Origin of the sequence: Leptospira paudalimensis (assembly GCF_026151345.1) — a bacterium.
GTDB classification, from domain to species: domain Bacteria; phylum Spirochaetota; class Leptospiria; order Leptospirales; family Leptospiraceae; genus Leptospira_A; species Leptospira_A paudalimensis.
In genome coordinates this window covers 808699-823962 of sequence record NZ_JAMQPR010000001.1, presented here as the reverse complement: position 1 = coordinate 823962, position 15264 = coordinate 808699, and the positions used below count along the sequence as shown (strand labels likewise).

General features: G+C 35.7%; 18 protein-coding genes. 12 read left to right on the top strand and 6 right to left on the bottom strand.

The window, feature by feature from the left end; all coding sequences use genetic code 11:
• Positions 1-14 precede the first annotated feature (14 nt).
• From ND855_RS03830 to ND855_RS03815, 4 genes are read left to right on the top strand one after another with little or no spacing between them, the layout of a single operon-like run.
• On the top strand, positions 15-839 hold the full coding sequence (locus ND855_RS03830) for an LIC_11366 family protein (RefSeq protein WP_265357257.1): 825 nt from the start codon (positions 15-17) through the stop codon (positions 837-839).
• 39 nt (positions 840-878) lie between these two features.
• Complete coding sequence (locus tag ND855_RS03825; protein ID WP_108959296.1) at positions 879-1118, top strand: hypothetical protein; 240 nt, start codon at positions 879-881, stop codon at positions 1116-1118.
• The gene (locus tag ND855_RS03820) at positions 1115-1462 is read left to right on the top strand and encodes an arsenate reductase family protein (RefSeq protein ID WP_265357256.1); all 348 of its coding nucleotides are present in this window, start codon (positions 1115-1117) and stop codon (positions 1460-1462) included. Before ND855_RS03825 ends, ND855_RS03820 begins: the two co-directional genes overlap by 4 nt.
• Positions 1463-1882, top strand: coding sequence for an SRPBCC family protein (locus tag ND855_RS03815; protein WP_265357255.1), 420 nt, complete (start codon positions 1463-1465; stop codon positions 1880-1882).
• 7 nt (positions 1883-1889) lie between these two features.
• Here the strand turns inward: ND855_RS03815 and lpxD are convergent, their stop codons facing one another.
• The gene (lpxD, locus tag ND855_RS03810; protein WP_265357254.1) at positions 1890-2909 is read right to left on the bottom strand and encodes a UDP-3-O-(3-hydroxymyristoyl)glucosamine N-acyltransferase; all 1020 of its coding nucleotides are present in this window, start codon (positions 2907-2909) and stop codon (positions 1890-1892) included.
• A gap of 102 nt (positions 2910-3011) precedes the next feature.
• Between lpxD and ND855_RS03805 the strand changes: the two genes are divergently transcribed.
• Positions 3012-3491 (top strand): OmpA family protein, encoded by a 480-nt coding sequence (locus ND855_RS03805; RefSeq protein ID WP_265357253.1) that lies wholly within the window; start codon positions 3012-3014, stop codon positions 3489-3491.
• On the opposite strand, the gene ND855_RS03800 is transcribed toward ND855_RS03805, so the two are convergent.
• Genes ND855_RS03800 through ND855_RS03780 form a run of 5 tightly spaced genes read right to left on the bottom strand, consistent with a single transcriptional unit; the run spans position 3481 to position 8264 of the window.
• Positions 3481-4032, bottom strand: coding sequence for a TIGR04282 family arsenosugar biosynthesis glycosyltransferase (locus tag ND855_RS03800; RefSeq protein ID WP_322113519.1), 552 nt, complete (start codon positions 4030-4032; stop codon positions 3481-3483). The genes ND855_RS03805 and ND855_RS03800 overlap by 11 nt on opposite strands.
• Positions 3998-5299, bottom strand: a complete 1302-nt coding sequence (locus ND855_RS03795; RefSeq protein ID WP_265357251.1) for a hypothetical protein — start codon at positions 5297-5299, stop codon at positions 3998-4000. Before ND855_RS03795 ends, ND855_RS03800 begins: the two co-directional genes overlap by 35 nt.
• 16 nt (positions 5300-5315) lie before the next feature.
• On the bottom strand, positions 5316-6041 hold the full coding sequence (locus tag ND855_RS03790; RefSeq protein ID WP_265357250.1) for a glycosyltransferase family 2 protein: 726 nt from the start codon (positions 6039-6041) through the stop codon (positions 5316-5318).
• The gene (locus tag ND855_RS03785; protein ID WP_265357249.1) at positions 6019-7341 is read right to left on the bottom strand and encodes a multiheme c-type cytochrome; all 1323 of its coding nucleotides are present in this window, start codon (positions 7339-7341) and stop codon (positions 6019-6021) included. Before ND855_RS03785 ends, ND855_RS03790 begins: the two co-directional genes overlap by 23 nt.
• 2 nt (positions 7342-7343) lie before the next feature.
• Positions 7344-8264, bottom strand: coding sequence for a sulfurtransferase (locus ND855_RS03780; RefSeq protein ID WP_265357248.1), 921 nt, complete (start codon positions 8262-8264; stop codon positions 7344-7346).
• A 137-nt stretch (positions 8265-8401) separates the two neighbouring features.
• Here ND855_RS03780 and ND855_RS03775 point away from each other — a divergent pair, with 137 nt between their 5' ends.
• The 7 genes from ND855_RS03775 (at position 8402) to ND855_RS03745 (ending at position 15239) form a co-directional block, all read left to right on the top strand.
• A complete protein-coding gene (locus ND855_RS03775) occupies positions 8402-8878 on the top strand; it encodes a DUF4395 domain-containing protein (RefSeq protein ID WP_265357247.1) in 477 nt (158 codons plus the stop codon).
• A 10-nt stretch (positions 8879-8888) separates the two neighbouring features.
• A complete protein-coding gene (locus tag ND855_RS03770; protein WP_265357246.1) occupies positions 8889-10181 on the top strand; it encodes a hypothetical protein in 1293 nt (430 codons plus the stop codon).
• Positions 10182-10185: 4 nt separating this feature from the next.
• Positions 10186-10797, top strand: a complete 612-nt coding sequence (locus ND855_RS03765; protein WP_265357245.1) for an XRE family transcriptional regulator — start codon at positions 10186-10188, stop codon at positions 10795-10797.
• Between the two features lie 222 nt (positions 10798-11019).
• Positions 11020-12375: a rhodanese-like domain-containing protein gene (locus tag ND855_RS03760; RefSeq protein WP_265357244.1), complete on the top strand. Its 1356-nt coding sequence runs from the start codon at positions 11020-11022 to the stop codon at positions 12373-12375.
• A gap of 81 nt (positions 12376-12456) precedes the next feature.
• On the top strand, positions 12457-12822 hold the full coding sequence (locus ND855_RS03755; RefSeq protein WP_265357243.1) for a hypothetical protein: 366 nt from the start codon (positions 12457-12459) through the stop codon (positions 12820-12822).
• Positions 12819-13781, top strand: coding sequence for a hypothetical protein (locus ND855_RS03750; RefSeq protein WP_265357242.1), 963 nt, complete (start codon positions 12819-12821; stop codon positions 13779-13781). Before ND855_RS03755 ends, ND855_RS03750 begins: the two co-directional genes overlap by 4 nt.
• A gap of 9 nt (positions 13782-13790) precedes the next feature.
• Positions 13791-15239, top strand: a complete 1449-nt coding sequence (locus ND855_RS03745) for a rhodanese (RefSeq protein ID WP_265357241.1) — start codon at positions 13791-13793, stop codon at positions 15237-15239.
• The last annotated feature ends 25 nt before the right edge of the window (positions 15240-15264 follow it).

Here is a 15264-nt window from a genome sequence, read left to right as displayed (position 1 = left end):
TGGATGAAATTGTTATGTCAAGATGTATTGTAATCCTTTCGTTTCCTGTTTTTCTAATTTCCATTCTGACAAGTGGGGGCCTTACAGCAGAACCTTCTGGAATTGAAGTGGGGATGCGATATGGTGCTGGAGAAAGAATCCCTGGAAGGTTCGATGGTGACTTAAGACAATTTTCATCCACGTTTAACCCTCTTGTTTTTTCCGATGTAAACCTCAAAGGTGGGAAAACAACCAATCTATATGAAGGATTTGTAAGATTTTTATTAGATTCAAGAAATCGAGTTGGTTTTTATGTCGGGAGAAATGATTGGCAAATCCTACAACTAACCGAAGTTACAAGTGATTTATACTACACAAAATTGAATTCCGAAATTTATTCCTATCATGTCCTTGGGATGTATCATTTTTCTATGCCGATCATGCGAAATTGGGAGTGGGAAAATGGAGTGGGAATGGGCTTTACTTCTGCTGATTGGAATATTCGTGGGTATTCCATTGGAGAACCACTTCCCAATACACAATATTTTAACCAAAGAGGTAGGCTCAGAGGGAGTGGACTTGTTTATCGCGTTGAAACTGCCATCAATCGCAGGTTATACGAAAATACTTTTTTCCAGATTGGAATTGGATACCATCACATCGCAATTGATAAATTTAGTGGGAATTATAACGGAGAAACTTCAAGTTTTTACATTCGGGCAGATGGTCGAGTGGGAGTCATTGATGATACAAGAATTATTGATGCGACTGTGAGCACTGCACAAACATTTCGGCGGTTAGATATGAACACAGGTGCATGGACATTGTATTTTTCAGCCTTCCAAAGGTTTTTGGATTGACGATCCCAAAGAAAGGATGAAATTCTTTAAGAAAATTACATGAAATCCCCAAAAATCATTACCATCGGTATCAAAGAATTGGCCCACCAAAAGGTCATATTGGCTGCTTGGTATAACTTTCTAAAGGAAAACTTCGATGCAAAAAAAGTTTCCGCTGAAGAGTTTACATTGTTTTTACAAGCACATGTTATGTATGATTTGGATAAAGATCAAATTGAATTGATGTTATCTGGATCAGAACCATTACTAGAAGAATTCAAAAAGTCAATCTTTGGATGAACCTCCAGATCTTCGGCACAAAAAAATGCAAAGATTCTAAAAAGGCACAACTCTTCTTTCAGGAGAGACGTATTCCTTTTCAATTTATCAACTTACAAGAAAAAGAAATGAGCAAAGGGGAACTCAGATCCATTCTTGGAAGTGTCAGCTTGGATGATTTGATCGATACCGAATCTAAAGTTTACGAAGATAAAAACTTAAAATACATGTTATACGATAAGGAAGAGGCATTATTAACAAATCCCCTTCTGTTTAAAACCCCCATTGTTAGAGATGGTAAAAAAGCTACAATTGGATTTGTTCCTGATATTTGGAAACAGTGGATTATTGATTCCAAAAAATAAATGATAGAAACAAAAGTAGACACAATCATTCAGAAACCGGTTGCAGAAGTATTTGCATATGTTCGCAACATGGAAAATCAAATTTTTTATAACAAAAGCATACACGAAGCCAAAGCAACGAACCAAGACGCCACAGAATACAAAATCCAAATCGATTTGGGAATTTTTAAATTAAACGAAACTTATAAAATCAACGAAATAGTGGAAAACAAATTGATTGTTGCAAGTTGCACAGCAAATGGAATGAATTTCACTGATCGATATGAATTTTCTGAGAATGGTTCATTTTGTTCCATCAGCGTTTCTGACAAAATGGAACTGAAAGGCCTCTTCCAATTGAGTGAAGGCCTTGTGAAAATGAATCTTAAATCACAAATGATTGAGAATCTACAGTCTTTAAAAAAGATTTTAGAATCTTAATCCCTTTTTACTTTTCAGAGTTTTTTCGTTTAGCATAGTCTTTTACTAGTTCTGGTAATAAAGGCAATGAAGTATGGATTCTATGCATTTCAAGCGCAGGCCTTGCAGGGATTCCGAAATACGCAGTTTTTTCCTTTGAGTCTTCCGTTAGTCCAGATAAACCCAAAAGAATAGATCCTTTTTTCATCGTTAGGTGTTCTGCGACAGCAGATTGTCCTGCTAAAAAACATCCATCTTCGATCGTAACCGATCCTGCTAGAACTGTTGCACCCGCAATATAAACATAATTACCAACACGGCAATTATGACCAACGTGAACATGGTCATCAAATTTTGTAAAATTACCTATGGTTGTTGATTCTAAGGCAGCCCTATCTACCGTACAGTGTGCACCCATCTCCACATCATCACCAATAATCACATTTCCTATTTGAGGTACTTTGTAACGAACACCTGCATAATCATAAAACCCAAATCCATCGGCACCTATCACAGTATTCGAATGGATCAAATTTCTTTTTCCTATTTTACAATTATAATAAATGACAACACCAGATTTGATTACTGATTCATCTCCAACTTCTACATTTGGTTCTAATACAACATTCGGAAATAATACCACGTTATCTCCAACAACTACATTCTCTTGGATGACAACAAAATCCATGATAGTTACATTTTTACCGATCTTAGCAGTGGGATGGATACTTGCTTTACTAGAAACAGAAGATTGAATCATCGGCTTCTTTTCAAATAAAGAAATCACTTGAATGAATTTTACTTTGCTACCTTCTTCGGGAACAATGATAGCGTTGGGAAAGGATGATGCTAATGAATCAATTGTCAGAGCAATTTGAACATCACTTGCTTTTTGATGTTTATTTAAATACTTTTTTGAGGCCACATAATAGATGCTATTCGGATCAACTGCTGTATGATGCTCTAAGTCTTTTATGCCATTCACTTCCAAATCACCATTACCAGTGAATTTTGCATTTAAACGTTCTGCTAACTCTTTCAGTTTCATATTCAACCCTTAGATGAGAAAAATTACGAGAAGGGACATATTTCAATCATAATTTTTAATCCCTATCTTCTGAAAAATTAGAAACTTACCGAAATTAATTATATGCATCTTCTTAAAACCAACAAAGTACTAGTCTGCATTTTGTTAACTTACACTGTTCAATATTTATCTTTGCCATTCCCAGATTTGATAGCAGAAGAAGGTGTCATTTTCGAAAACCCATATAAAAAAACCGAAAAACAAACAGACGTTACTCAATTCACAATTTATTTTTCAAAAAAATCCAATTTAATTCCTAAACAAGACCAAGTTCGACTACAATCAGTCGCAGATTTTTTATTCAAAAATCGAAACTATGAGATTTTGATCAGTGCCCATGCAGTGGAAGGAAAAACAAACAAAGAGAATGTATTGATCAGTGAAAAACGATCATTAGAAGTGGAACGTTTTTTACTCATCCACTCTGTTGAACCTAACCAAATTAGGCGACTTTTCTATGGAAACTCCAAATCTCCAAACCAAACAAAAGAACATGAAGCTCTGAATCGAAGAGTTGAAATTTTACTACAACCTATTGGTTAATTTTCTCTTCCCATTCTAACCAATCTTTCTCAGTATCGATATCATTTAATTCGGGTAAAATTGAGACACTTAGGTTAAGTTCCTTACTTTTTTTAATGGTTAAAGCGAATACAAGTTCCGTACTCCATGGAATCTCCTCAAACAGAGAAGGATATAATTCATTCATACCTAATAAATAGTATCCTCCGTCTTTTGCTGGACCAATGACAATATCCGAATTTTCTAATGCAAGAAATGCATCCTGAAAAATTGCTTCCGTTAAATAGGGACAATCTGTTCCAATAATCAAAATTTTTTTAAAAGACTCACCAAATTCTTCCCGAAAAGCATCCTGCATTTTTTTACCCAGGTCACCTTGGGATTGTACTTTAAAAGAATACCCATTCTTAAAATAGGAATTTGTTTGATTTGGTATTTGGTCCCAATAAACAGTCTTCGAAATGTTTAGTTTCGTAGTGATGTCCTCTGTGATGTGTAATAATTTCTTATAGATATCTAAAGTAGTTTTATCGCCGAGTGTCTTTGCTAAACGAGTTTTCACTTGTCCCTGGATTGGTTGTTTTGCGAAAATAATCAATTTCTTTGATTCCATATAAACCTATAACTACAAAAGATAGAGCCCAATATAAGTAAAAATAATTCTCAGAAACGTAAATCAGATATGATAAGAAAGTAAGGAATACGAGTAATGACTGCCACAGTAGATGTATCCGATTTACCACTCCTAGTAGAATGAATAAAATCCAATACCAAGGGTGAATGACGGGCGACATTAACATAAAGCAAAAGTATAAAACAAACAATCGTTTTTCCACAGGGAAGTTACGAAAATTTTGATTAAAGATGAAACAGAAAAAAAGGAGACCACACAAAGACAACGAAATAAATCCTGATAAGTATGCATGCCCTATCTGCTTCAATATAAAATAAAGAAAAGGCTCCAAAAGGCCAGCAAAACGGAAGGAATGAAAAAACAACCCAATCCCCTTACTGCCTTGTGATTCTAAATTTGCAAATACAGTCAGTTTCCAGATGATAAAGGAAAATAGAATTCCAACTAATATATATATTTTTTTTCGTTTCTCTTTTAGATAACCAAATACAAATAATAACGTGTTAAACTTCAGCTGTGTTAGCAGTGTTAAAAAAATTCCTTGTTTCCAATTACTTTTGGTTTGAAGTAAGATTAATACCCAAGGAACAAGTAAAATCTCAGGATGCATCTGAGAGATTCCTTCAATGAGAATGATCGGATTTGCAAAATAAGCCCAATAAAACTCCATCGATTCTTTTGGAAAAAAACGCCTGATCAGTGACAAATTCACCAAATCAACCAAAACAAAAACGATCTGAACGCCTAAAAACATCGAATGTAAAAATGAATTAAGAACTGAACCAATCATAAAAAACAAAAGTAAAAACAAAGGATACACCGAGTAATAATGAGAACTATTCATATTCGAATATAATCTGTTTAAATCATCGTTGGTATTGGGATGAAGGTTCATCCACTCACTTGGAGTGAATTCATATGGAAATTGGCCATTTAAAAGTATTTTTGCATCAAATAAATACCGGTAAACATCGTCACTAAAATGAGGAGTGGATCCCATAACAATACAACGGAGTAAAACATTGTATAAAAATAATAAAATAAACTGATTTTTAAAAACGTGTAGTTTTTTCCCTAAAAAGAAAAAATACAAACTTAAGATAACTGCTGAAATGATAACAATTAAAAATGAATTTCGATCAAATCCATTTACCACAAAAAACAAAAGAAAAGGATAAATGTAAAAGAGTAACATTTTCCTCCCAAGTTTTTCATTTACCAAAAAAAAGTAATTTAAAAAATGTATAAAGAATTTTACTCCCAACTCGAAGTGACATAGAGAGAGTACCTGAAATTTTGGAAACTCCAGCAATCCTCTTTCGGTATTGAACAGGGATTTCAATCACATTCATATTTTTTTGTAATGCCTTAATATGCATCTCAATGTTCCATCCCCAGGTTGTATCTTTCATTCCAAGAATCAATAAAGATTGGTATCTGATGATCCTAAGAGGTCCCATATCTGTATAATGCCTCCAAAAAAAAATTCGGATAAGGAAACACGTTAAAGCATTACCAAAGATTTGAATGGGAGAAAGTGATCCCATTTCTGCATTTCCTAGTGTCCTAGAACCGATTACTAAATCAGAATTTGATTCGCGAATTGTCTTAATGAGTGTTTGGATGTCATTTGGATCATCTGATCCATCTGCATCACAAAAAAGGATATATTCAGGTTGGCATTTATTTTTGTGAATCCAATCTAATGCGAGAAGGCATGCATTTCCGTAACCTATTTGAGGACAGTCCAAAACTTTGATACCCATTCGATTGACAATGGAGAACGTCCCATCCTTTGAGGCATTGTTCACAACAAGAAAATTTTTCGATGATAAACCTGAATTTTGAAGTAGGCCACTTAATGCCTGTTCGATGCTTTCTTCTTCATCCCTTGCTGGAATGATACAAAGTATATTATTCTCCTCTTCGTTCTGCATTTCTTTTGAATAAAATTTCCAAAGGAGTATCTTTCCTCGATTTGCTTTTTACATCATAAATACTTTCGATCACGATGGAACTATGAGGGTAAATATCCTTAATTTGTTTTACTTTATTTCTATAAGTTTCAGGGACATCATTTGAAGACTGAACCATATAATCTGAAGTGATATCTTTCAGACGAACGTGGATTGCTTGGAAACGTAATTTGGTGATTAAAGTTGATTTTGGAATCGATGACAATTCCCATTTAAACGTCTCTCCGAAAGGGATACGTGAATCGCCGATTTTTTTTGCTTTTGGTGACCACTCCCATTCTTGACCAATTTTTGATTCATTCCTATAAATTACGGTTCCAAACTGATCGATACCCTCGATCACAAAACGATAAAAACGTTCTGGATCTCCGGAGGTAACATGATGGTTTGCATTTTGATTTTGCAATTGTAACTGAATGTTGCCATTTTCCCATTTAAAATGAGAAAGGACAAGCCCTGGTTTGTATCCCAGACGAATTTGTTCTTTGTACAAATCAAATCGTTTGGGAACTCCCCCGCCTATAAAACCATGTCTGTGAGCAACTCGCACAGGACGATGGAGGGAAGATTTTACGAATGATCGTTTCACCTCTGGTAAGTGACAAGAAACACATGATTTGTCCGTACTTGTTTTTTTTAATTCAGTCCCTGTTTGAAAAGAACAAACCAAACTTTGATTAAGCGTATAAGTTTCATTATGGCAATCATTACATCTATTTTTTAAAAACTCACGATTGATTTGAACTGGATGGGGAGGAGATGTCCCACCTGATCCTCCAATCACATAACTTTGATTTGATTCTTTATCAACTCGAACATGGCATGTTGCACAAGTAATGGCCTCCTCCTTCATCTCAGGATTAAAATTTGGATTACTGACTTCAATTGGATCAAAATAATTTCCTCCACGTAAGGCGATCGTAATCATTTCTCTTTGGTTTTGGACTGGAATATGGCAATTAAGACAAATCCATTTGGGTGAACTTGATTTAGCTAATTCAGATTGAAATTGGACATCACTCAGAGCATTTGCATGTGTGGAAAGTTTCCACTCTTCATAAATTTCTGTATGGCAATTCCCACAGTTTTTTGCAGTCGGTGCACCAACTCCTTTTAGATCGGGAAGTGAAGGAATTGGTTTTGCCCAATTTTTACCAGGAAACACTTCTTCTATTGGAACTTCCCTTTGATTTTCATAAAGATAATAACCCGTAACAATGGTAACAGAAATGAATAAGAATATGATAAAAAACTGTTTCAAAATTATTTTTCCAATGGTAAGTCTTTGTAGGAAGACCATTCCCACATTGAACCTGAATAATTAAAGGCGTTATATCCATAAGATCGTAAGATACCTACAACAAATGCAGATCTTACTCCTCCTGTACAATAGGCAATGATTGGTTTTGACTTCGTTATTCCTAACTGTGTGAGTGAGTTTTCCACTTCCTCTTTCGTTTTGATTTTGCCTTGGTCATCAAATAAATTTTGATAAAAAAATGATTTTGCACCTGGTATATGGCCTCCTCTGAATTCTCCATAAGGTGTGGAACCAGAAAATTCTCTTGGTTCTCTTGTGTCTAAAATTTGGTAAGACCCTTGGTTTAATTGTTTGGCGATTTCATCCTTTGTGATATCTGTATGCAGCTGAAATTCTTTTTGTGCTAATAATAAAGAGTGATTCGATTCCCCCTGGGAAACAATTTTACTTTTTCTTTGATTTAATATATCTTTGAAAGAGGACACATCTCCGTTAAACCAAAACGTCTTCGGATATCCAACTTCTCGCAAACTCCAAACAATACGACCTTCTTCTCCCCATCCATTTTTTCCATCACCTAACACGATTATCAGATCAGATGTTACAATTCCTAAACTCGAAAGTTTTTTTTGAAGGGATTTTGTTTCGAGTAATTTCCCGCGATTGGGAGTTTCTTTCTGTGATAAGTCTTCCCAACTAAGGACCAGTGAATTTGGAAGTTTTTCTTTGACTCGAGAAGGAAAAGACCTAGTGTCGATTGTTTTGAATTCGGGGAGTGTTAAGGTCTCATTCGCCGTTAAGAACCAAGTTTCCGTTTTGGTTTTGGGATGAGGTTTTGATGGACCTGCCGTCAATTGTAACCAAAGGGCCCAAAATAAAGAAATGGCAAACAGGTAAACTCCATAGGTTTTCTGGATTTTCATACATTTCCCCTCCCAATTCAAGAATAAGACTCTTCTAAGACGAATTTCCGTCAATAAAATAAACATTTCCTCCAAGAAAGCGAATTTTTCTTGCCATTTTGAGTCCAATCTGTAGAACCTTATGTAGGAGGATTCATATGAAACTCGGGTTTTATCCAGATGTCGTCAATGAAAATGTAACAAGGATTGTTGCGTCAACAGTTGTTGTTTTAGGGGTCATCGCCATCTTATTTCCGAATCTCGTTGTGTTAGGTTTACTTCTTTTGGGGTTTTTACTCCGGTTGAGTTACGGACCTAAATGGGAACCATTTGCTTTTTTTACTTCTAGGTATTTAGTTCCTTGGCTTGGGATCTCATTTGTTCCAAGTGCTGGACCACCAAAACGTTTTGCCCAACTCATTGGATTTTCGTTTAGCCTAACAGCGATTGTATTATTTTTAAATGGTTTCTTTTTATCGTACCAAATTGTCCTCGCAACACTTGTGTTTTTTGCATCCCTCGAATCATTTTTAGGATGGTGTGCAGGTTGTTTTATGTTTGGTTTACTAATGAAAGCAGGAATCATCCCAGAAGAAGTTTGTGAACGTTGTAACAATTTAAATTTCAATAAATAGTGACTGTCATTTGATTGATTGGTTTTTATTTTCCGCTACAATTTTGGTTACTGCTTTTTTTTTAAAAGTAGTAACCTTACCAAACCAATTTTTTAGAGTTCATTTTAAAACATTATTCTTCATTGGACTAGGATTCAGAATCCTTTGTCTTATTTTAGATCCAATTTGGGAAGATGATTGGGCACGTTACCTTTGGGAAGGACAACTCATCCGAAACTTAATTTCTCCCTACGAAGTTTCACCTTCTCAATTTTTTAACCTTGATTCCAATGATTCATTTTCATCGGAGATTCTTTCAAATATCAATCATCCCGATTGGACAACGATCTATAGTCCATTTGTTTTATTCTATTTTTCCTTATTTACCTATGGAAATTCAACGTTTCTTTTAAAAGCCAGTTATTTACTGTTTGAAACGATATCTTTATGGTATTTCAATCGATCGAATTGGAAAAAACCAATTCTTCTCTTTTGGATTTATCCAATTTATACCAAAGAAGTGTACGCAAACATGCATTTTGAAGTTTTGGTAATCGTATTCTTTTGGATGTATTGGTATTTCTTAAAAAATAAAAGATACCAACAGAGTGCGATTGTATTTGGACTTCTTTTACATACAAAATTCTTAGCAGTTATTTATGGAATTTTTTTATTCCCTTACTTTTATTTCCAAAAGAAAAAACAATTACTAAATCAATTTTTAAGATTCCTTTTCTTATTTTTAATTGGATTTTTTGGATTTTACATTCTTTACCTTCTTGTTTTTCCAAAAATCACCGACTTCGGAAATCTCAACTTACAAAGATTTGGTGATACATTTACTTTTAATCAAATTTATGAACCAATCTGGAGGTATTGTTTTTCAATAAACTTAAGAAGTGTTCCATTTTTCTTTCAATTTATTCTTTTGTATATTTATCTTTATTTACTCATCCCTCAAAATAATAGAAACCGAAGGTTCGTTTTGTTATGCAGGCAATACCATTTTGTTTTTTACTTGGGGTATTTTTTTCTTACTCTTCTTCCTGTTTATAACCCTTGGTATTTTTTAATTCTGATTCCACTCATTACCATTTCTCGTAACCAATCCGTACTCCCTTGGGTGTTAATCTCTGTCCTCCAATTTTCATACCTAACAAACATTCGATTACACTTACCGTTTCAATTTTTTTACGAAATTTCGGACCAAATCCTCCTCTTCCAAGCACTGATTTCCATTTTTTGCCTCTTCTACTATTTCTCCCAAATATTCATTTTACTTTACAATTTATCCAATATATCGAACATGACCAAGAAAGGATGATGTCATGGAAGGACAATACGAGGAAAAAACAGAACGAAACGAATCGGACCAGGCGGTTGAAGAGGTCTTAACAGTCGTACTTGGCGAAACTTTAAAACGGCGTAGGCTCGAACTTGGTCTTTCCATGGAAAAACTTTCACAATTATCAACTGTCAGCCGGGGAATGCTCGGACTCATTGAATCTGGAAAAACAACACCTAGTATTGGAATTTTATGGAAACTTTCTAAAACGCTTAGGATCCCCATTGGTGAAATGATTCCTGATTTATTTTCTCAATCACCACGTTTTATTGCATCCAATGAAGGGAAAGTATGGACATCGCAAAAAAACCCAATAAAATCAAGGGTATTATACCAAGAAGAAAGGGAACGATTCAACTTAGTGGAATGGATTTTGGAACAAGGAAAATTAACCCAATTCCAACACCTACCACAAGCCCACGATATTAAAATTTACCAAGTCAGTGGAACTTCAAAAATCAAACTGAAAAACAAATCCTTCCAATTAGAAGTTGGTGATAGTCTCTTTTTTCCCATATCAGAGCTTGATTCGATAGAGAATGGTTCTGAGATCCAAGCAAAGTTCTTATGGATCTCGACTAAGAAATTTCGATAAAACACTCGGATCGTTCCTTTTCCAACACCCTCCTCCGAAACTCTGTTCTAATCTTTGGAAATTTGTCCAAAATAGTATACGCTATTACAGAGTTTTCCTCCGTTAAAACAAATTCAAACTTTTTCCTTCAAACCCTGTTTTTAACTTAGGGTAACCAATCTCCTCATTCTTTGGTGCAAGCCCCTACAGAGAAAGGATTGGAATTCAAATGAAGGATTCAATATGAAAACAAGTCTTCAACATCAGTTGGTTGCACTTTTTACCGCGGGGTTTCTCGGAGCCTGCGGTGGAAACAATCAAAATGATGATCAAAAAAACCTACTCTTAGCGGCACTCGCGCTTTCGAACGGGATCAAAGTAAATACAGCAGTAGACCTTGCAAAAGAGTCAAACGATGATTATAACTTAAATGAATATGGACTTATCACTCCACAAACCTTAGGTAAGTGGGTTAATAATTGGTCATCTACAAAGCCGAGTGGAATTACAGGTAAACTTGTCATTTTACAAAATGGTCCAAGTGCCACTGTTGGGAAAGAATACATCGCAGGGAATGGAAACGATGTAGTTGTTTATTCCTTCACTTTTTCTGACGGTGCCAATGCGTTAGACGGTGGTGATGGGTTTAGCCAAAAACGAAATAGTGGTCTCAGTGATACTGTGTCCATCATTGCCAATGGACCAAAAATCGATGCTATCTTAAATCGTTTTGGAATCGATCCTGTTAATGATTTAGTAGTTTTTGTTTCCTCAGCAAACGCATCAAGCCATGTCCAAGGAACACTTCGTGGTTTTTATTCTTTTCGGTATTGGGGATTTGATCATAAAAATTTAGCCTTCCTGAACGGAACACTTCCTCGATTAGCTGTTACAGATGGAAATTTTGTACCGTTTAGTACGACGACAAACACTCCACCTAACTTGAACAACCGATACAGTGTCAAAAGTCTCAGGGTAGACAATACAATCCTAATGTTACCAGTAGAAGATGTGATCAAGGCAGTAAAAGATCCAAACAATGTCAATATTGCTGGGATCACTTCGAGTGTTTTTGTATCTGATGCAAGGTCTTCATCAGGAAGTAGCAACGAATACAATGGCGTGATTCGAAGTACAACTTCTGAAGTTTCAGGAAAATACGTAGGCTTTGAAGGTCATATCAAAGGAGCAAGGGACGTACCTTGGACAGGATTATTGGACACAGAATTTCGATTCAAACCAAAATCTGATCTAAAAGCATATTATGATGCGAGAGGATACCAAAAGGGACAAACAGCAATCCAACTTTGCAGAACCAATAATCGATCACAAGTCACAGGTTTTTCCTACGTTGCGATCTTAGGTTACCCTTCTACTTATTATGATGGTAGTTGGATTGAATGGGGTAGTTTAACGGGTGGTGGACCAGCTCCAAAACTTCCACCAGATTCACCTTATAGAACCGATGTTCCAGAATTATCGGATATTATCACTTATAATGTGGCCGGAGACGTTGATCCCAACTTACCAACTAACTTAAATTCGTTTGCTACGACATCTAGAAAAATCATCGAAGAAGATAAAGCTTACAAACGATAAACCAACATAACCACTAAGTTAATGGATTCGCTATTCTCTTAGTGGTTATACATATATCAATACAGAAACAGGGAAAGTTTTATGAAATATATAATTCAATTTTTAATCGGAAGCCTATTTTTTACAAATATCATCTTTGCTTCAGGAGGTATCGGTGGCGGAGGAATTGCCAATATACCCCAAGGCCAAGATCGTGAAAAATACCATTTAGGCAAAGCCATCTTCAACCAAGAGCTTACTCTTGAAAAACAATCAAATATTAACTCCAATGATCAAGACGAAAGATTGGAATACTTACAAGGTAGTTTGCCCAATACTGAAAAACGTAGAGTCAACTTACCAGATTTATCTGGTAAACTCACAGAGGAACAACTACAAGCATTGGAATACTTTGTCCAAGTTCGTTTCAATATAAAATTACCTGAAAAAAAGAAGGATAAAGAATGAAAAGACTCTTTCCTTTTTTCAAAATAATCTTACTTACATTTTCTCTTTCTATAACTAGTTTGAGTTTGTATTCCCAACAGGCATGGGCTCCTTATGAAAGGCAACTTTGGGTTCGTCCCGTATTCATCCATTCTGAATATGATAGTGCTTTTCTTGCAGGACAAAGGGCAAAATATGATGACAATGTGAGAATCTCAGTTGCGAATCTCGCATTGGAATATGGAATAACAGATCGCCTAACAGCTGACCTAACGATAGGATTTGGTAAACTAGGAAGGCATAGGATTTTTAACCGGTATTTAGGATTACAACAAACTCCCGAAGTCCCCGACAAATACGGTTTTATGGATTCACGGTTTGGATTAAGGTATAAACTAGTCGATGAGTTTGACTCTAAATACAGATGGATGCCAACTATATCTTTACGAGTTGGGGGAATCAAACGAGGTGATTATGACCGTAACCCTCAATCTTTGGGAGATGGGGCGAGTGGTGGTGAGGTCAATCTGTATCTAGCAAAAGACTTTGGAGTTTGGGGCATGGGTGGACTTGGAGAATTGTCTTACCGAAAAAGAGAAAACCCAGTACCAGATGATATCCTGTATTATTCTGCTCTTTACAAACGATTTTTTGAATCCCTTTTCCTAACGATTGGTATGCGAGGACAAATTGGCCAAGGCGGTTATGCGTATGCTGATCCTAGGCAGCAACCTCCCTGGAATTTAGTTCGTTACCCTCAACCTAGTGTTTATGGTATCAATCCTTACGATGTTTATGTACAAAATGAACGACCTGCATGGGGAAGGAAAGAAGTCTTTCACAATGCAGAAATAGGATTTAGTTACGTTGATAGTTTTGGTAACTTCTATACACTATTTTATTCAGAAACCATTGCTGGTTATAACACAGCAAGGTTAAAGACTGTCGGCTTTGCCATCACTCTACCCTATAACTTATAAGAGGAAACAATGCGATATCCAATTTATAAACTCCTTATTCTTTTTTTATTTTCTGTTCTAAGTTGCAAAGGTCAACCTGAGTATGCTTTTTTACCACAGAGCCTTAAAATTGACTTAACACCTTTTCTTTTTAGAAACTATACACCTTTGGAACTTGCAACTTTATCCAATTCGGATTACAACTTGAACCAAAGTGGGCTCATCACTGGAACAAAACTTTCAAGATTTTTGTCCAATTGGCAAACGAACAAACCCAATTATGTCATTGGTAATTTAATAGTGTTCCAAATCCAATCTTCAGGTTCGAGTGGAAGGTTTGTATTTTTTGATGGAAAACAAACATACGCATATCCTGTAACGAATCTAAATGATTTATTAACTGATACAAGAGATGATGGAGTTTTGTCTGTTGACGGAATTGTTGGCAAGGGTAAAAAAGTTTCTGATTTTTTTGCAATTTATGGAATTGATCCAGCGATTGATTACGTTGTTTTTGCACAAGACACTTCCAACCTTTCAAATTTATCTTCTGCTACCTTCGCCTATTATTCGTTACTGTATTGGGGTTTTCCAAAAGAAAGATTGGCTGTTCTCAATGGGTCAATTGCCGATTTAACAGCTTCCAATACTCTCTTTACGACACCTACTTACAATTATGCAAATAGTAATAGAGCTGGTCTTACTAAAACCTTGTTAAGAGATCATACATCGATACAACTTACGATTGGAGATCTAATTCACTCCATAAAAAATGGAAATTCCAACCTTGAAGAAGTTGATCCAGTTCCCGTTGAAGGTTATTACCTCATTGATGGCAGGTCAAATGCTGCATTCACTGGTACAACTAATTCAACAGCAGCAGGTTCAAAATACACAAATTGTACAACCAAAACAAATGCTAGTTTTGTTTCCAATTCCTGTGTAACAACGTATGAAGGGAGAGTTAAATCAGCATCAAATCTTGTTCCAACCGATTTGTATGACGGAACAAGTTTTCAATTCAAGTCCTATTCACAACTAGTGACTTATCTATCTAACACTGGTTACATAGACCAAAGGCAAATATATTTGTATGGTGAAGAAGGGATTCGAACTTCAGTTGTTTGGTTTGTCTTACACCAAATTCTAGGAAAACCAACACGATTTTATGAAGCAGGTTGGAAACAATTCGGTGCATTAGGTTTACGTTCGCCTAGTTCAGGTTCGAGTCCTAGTGCCATCACCCAACCGGCATCCTATTGGAGGACAGATATTTCTGCACTTGCAGACGCCATTACCGCAAATGCTGACGCCAATGTACCAAACTACCAGTTAGACTTTACCAGACAATTTACAAAATCTTCGAATAAAATCAGGTCAGAAGATAAATTATTTTTACGGGGAAGTAGTACAAGTGGTGGAACTAGTGGTGGAGGTGGTGCTCCCTCTGGTGGTGGAGGAAATGCTTGCGGTGGATAATCACTCCTAAATAACATTCAAAGAA

Coding starts and splice junctions, on each gene's coding strand:
- ND855_RS03830 (WP_265357257.1), top strand. CDS start 15: ATGTCAAGATGTATTGTAATCCTTTCGTTTCCTGTTTTTCTAATTTCC.
- ND855_RS03825 (WP_108959296.1), top strand. CDS start 879: ATGAAATCCCCAAAAATCATTACCATCGGTATCAAAGAATTGGCCCAC.
- ND855_RS03820 (WP_265357256.1), top strand. CDS start 1,115: ATGAACCTCCAGATCTTCGGCACAAAAAAATGCAAAGATTCTAAAAAG.
- ND855_RS03815 (WP_265357255.1), top strand. CDS start 1,463: ATGATAGAAACAAAAGTAGACACAATCATTCAGAAACCGGTTGCAGAA.
- lpxD (WP_265357254.1), bottom strand. CDS start 2,909: ATGAAACTGAAAGAGTTAGCAGAACGTTTAAATGCAAAATTCACTGGT.
- ND855_RS03805 (WP_265357253.1), top strand. CDS start 3,012: ATGCATCTTCTTAAAACCAACAAAGTACTAGTCTGCATTTTGTTAACT.
- ND855_RS03795 (WP_265357251.1), bottom strand. CDS start 5,299: ATGTTACTCTTTTACATTTATCCTTTTCTTTTGTTTTTTGTGGTAAAT.
- ND855_RS03790 (WP_265357250.1), bottom strand. CDS start 6,041: ATGCAGAACGAAGAGGAGAATAATATACTTTGTATCATTCCAGCAAGG.
- ND855_RS03780 (WP_265357248.1), bottom strand. CDS start 8,264: ATGAAAATCCAGAAAACCTATGGAGTTTACCTGTTTGCCATTTCTTTA.
- ND855_RS03775 (WP_265357247.1), top strand. CDS start 8,402: ATGAAACTCGGGTTTTATCCAGATGTCGTCAATGAAAATGTAACAAGG.
- ND855_RS03765 (WP_265357245.1), top strand. CDS start 10,186: ATGGAAGGACAATACGAGGAAAAAACAGAACGAAACGAATCGGACCAG.
- ND855_RS03760 (WP_265357244.1), top strand. CDS start 11,020: ATGAAAACAAGTCTTCAACATCAGTTGGTTGCACTTTTTACCGCGGGG.
- ND855_RS03755 (WP_265357243.1), top strand. CDS start 12,457: ATGAAATATATAATTCAATTTTTAATCGGAAGCCTATTTTTTACAAAT.
- ND855_RS03750 (WP_265357242.1), top strand. CDS start 12,819: ATGAAAAGACTCTTTCCTTTTTTCAAAATAATCTTACTTACATTTTCT.
- ND855_RS03745 (WP_265357241.1), top strand. CDS start 13,791: ATGCGATATCCAATTTATAAACTCCTTATTCTTTTTTTATTTTCTGTT.